General features: G+C 65.6%; 2 protein-coding genes. Both read left to right on the forward strand.

Annotated features, from left to right (window positions below; translation table 11 throughout):
- On the forward strand, positions 1 to 444 hold a 444-nt coding region (locus tag AC5RWX_RS31780), incomplete at its 5' end, for an MFS transporter (RefSeq protein WP_494100170.1).
- Positions 445 to 2,943 (forward strand): beta-glucosidase family protein, encoded by a 2,499-nt coding sequence (locus AC5RWX_RS31785; RefSeq protein WP_494100171.1) that lies wholly within the window; start codon positions 445 to 447, stop codon positions 2,941 to 2,943.
- The last annotated feature ends 167 nt before the right edge of the window (positions 2,944 to 3,110 follow it).

Genomic DNA, 3,110 nt, shown 5'->3' on the forward strand with positions numbered 1-3,110 from the left:
GGGCTGGTTTTCCAGGCCACCCTGGTCAGCGCCGCGGGCACCGTGATCAGTAGCCTCGCGGGCGGCTGGATCAGCGACAGGATCGGCAAGCGCAAGGGCATGGTCATTGCGTCCGCGATCATCATGATGGCCGGCCTTATCATCATCGCCACGAGCACCACCACCGACCAGGTCCTGGTAGGTCAGGCAGTCGCCGGTATCGGGCTGGGCTGCTTCGGAGCCGTTGACGTCGCCCTCATCACCGACCTCCTGCCCAAGGACCAGAGCGAAAACGCCAAGACCTTCGGCGTCTTCAACATAGCCCAGGCACTGCCCCAGTCCCTGGTGCCCGCCCTCGCGCTCCCTGTCATCACGCTCGGCGGTTACCCCGCCCTCTTCATTAGCGGGGCCGTCGTCGGCATCATCGGCGCCGTCCTCGTCACCCGAATCAAAGGAGTCAAGTAAATGAACCCCACCCTTTCCCCGGCCGTGACGGCTCCGGCAGCCGGTTCCCCCGACGCCGAAGCACGCATCCAGGAACTCGCGGAAAACCTTTCCCTTGAGCAGCAGATCCAGCTGCTGACCGGTGCGGACGTATGGGCCACTCACGCGCTGCCCTCCATCGGCCTTTCACGCGTGGTCCTCTCCGACGGCCCGTCCGGTGTCCGGGGTGAGGACTTCGACGAGCGGCACGACTCCGTTTCGCTGCCGTCATCCTCCGCCCTGTCCGCGACATGGAGCGTGGAAACAGCACACCGCTACGGCCAGGTCCTCGGCCAGGAAGCACGCCGCAAGGGCGTGCACGCCGTACTTGGCCCCACCATCAACCTGCACCGCTCCCCGCTGGGCGGCCGGCACTTCGAGTGCATGAGCGAAGACCCCCGCCTCACCGCAACCCTGGCCGCCGGCTACGTAGCAGGCGTGCAATCCATGGGCGTCGGGGCAACACCGAAGCACTACCTGGCCAACGAGGCCGAAACGGACCGTTTCACCGCCGACTCAGTCGTGGACGAGCGCCCGCTGCGCGAGCTCTACCTCGCGGCCTTTGAAGACGCCATCACGGAGGCGCGCGCCTGGCTGGTGATGAGCTCCTACAACTCCATTAACGGCACCACGGCCAGCGAAAACGAACTCCTTAAGACCCCGCTGTCCACCGAATGGGGCTTTGACGGTGTCGTTGTCTCCGACTGGACCGGCGTCCGCTCCGTTGAAGCTGCCAACGCACACCAGGACCTGGAAATGCCGGGCCCGGTAGGCCACTGGGGATCTAAACTGCTCGCAGCCGTTGAAGACGGGCACGTCAGCAGGGCCGCCATCCTGGAAAAAGTCATCCGCATCCTCCGCCTCGCTGCCCGCGTCGGATCCCTCGAAGGCGTCACCCCTGCTGTGACGGAACTCCCGACAGCCCTCGACGCCGCCGCCGTAGCCCGTGAAGTAGCGGTCCGCGGCGCGGTACTGGTCCGCAACAAGGACGGACTCCTGCCGCTGAGCCCGGCAGCATTAAGCCGTGTTGCGGTGAGCGGCCACAACGCCGAAGAGGCACGCACACAGGGCGGCGGCAGCGCTACCGTCATGCCCAAATACACCGTCTCTCCTTTGGAGGGCCTGCGTGAAGCGCTGCCGGAAGACGTCAGCATCAGCTACGCCCGCGGAGCCAAGGTGGCCGAAGGCCTGCAGGCCTTCCCGCGCACCTCGCTGCACAACCCCGTCTCCGGCGTTCCGGGAATGCGGGTGACCTTCCTGTCCGGGGACGGGTCGGAAATTTCAGGTGAGGACCGGCTCGCGTCCCACCTGATCTGGTTCGGCGTCGGTATTCCCGAGGGCGCTGCCGCTATCCGCATGGAAGCCCACTGGACCGCCCCCACAGCGGGCATCCACCACCTGGGCGTGGGCACGGTGGGCCACATCCGCCTGTCACTGCAGGGCGAAGAAGTGTTCAACGGCGAGATCGAGGATGACACCGACGTGCTCGGCGCTGCCCTCTTCGACCCGCCCAAGACCGTCCACCCCGTGGAAACTGCTGCAGCCGAAACAGTACGGATCGAGGCCGTCTACAAGCTGCCCAAGGACCAAGTCATCCCGTTTACCGCCATCCTCCTGGGTGAGGAAACCGTCGTAGAAGACCCCCAGGCTGACATTGCCGCGGCAGTGGAAGCGGCCAAAGCCGCCGATGTGGCCATCGTCGTGGTGGGAACCAGCGCTGCGATCGAATCCGAGGGCTTTGACCGCAAAGACCTTGATCTCCCCGGCCTGCAAAACCAGCTCGTCGAGGCTGTTGCCGCGGTCAACCCGCGCACCGTCGTCGTGGTGAACTCCGGCTCACCGGTCCTGATGCCGTGGCTGGACAAGGTGGGCGCTGTCCTGCTCGGCTGGTTCGGCGGCCAGGAATTCGGCCGGGCCATCGCGGACATCCTCCTGGGTGCTGAGGAACCCGGCGGCCGGCTGCCCACCACCTGGCCCGCTGCACTGGAGGACGTTCCTGTACTGAACACCACCCCGGTAGACGGGAAGGTGATCTACTCCGAAGGCATCCACGTCGGCTACCGGGCCTGGCTCAGGCAGGAAGCAGAAGGAGGCGCGACCCCTGCGCTGCCGTTCGGCTTCGGCATGGGTTACACCACGTTCGAACTGGGAACAGCCCACGCCCCCCAGTCTGTAAACGTTGGACAGGACGTCGTGGTGCATGTTCCGGTCCGCAACACCGGAAGCCGCATCGGACGCGAAACAGTGCAGGTGTATCTGGAACGCACTGGCTCCGCAGTGGAGCGTCCGGTCCGCTGGCTGGCCGGCTACGGCGGAACGCACCTTGCCCCCGGCGGTACGGAAAGCGTCGAAGTGCGGATACCGGCACGATCCTTTGGCCATTACGACGGCGGCTGGAAATTCGAGCAGGGCAAGTTCCGCCTGCTGGTCGGCCGCCACTCCGCGGACAACTTCCAGGCGCTGGACATCGACTTGAGCTAAGACCGGGCAGTCACAACTGAGGCCGGGCTGGATCCGATCACTTTGGGTCCAGTCCGGCATCCGTGTGGCGTCCCTGCGGGTCCCGTACCAGTGCCACAGGGCCTGGTGCGTTGCTTCGCACTACCTCAGAGGTCGAAGTACCCCAGCCATAACTCGTCGATTTAGTT

The sequence above is a fragment of the Arthrobacter sp. SPT-J7 genome (genome assembly GCF_059089965.1).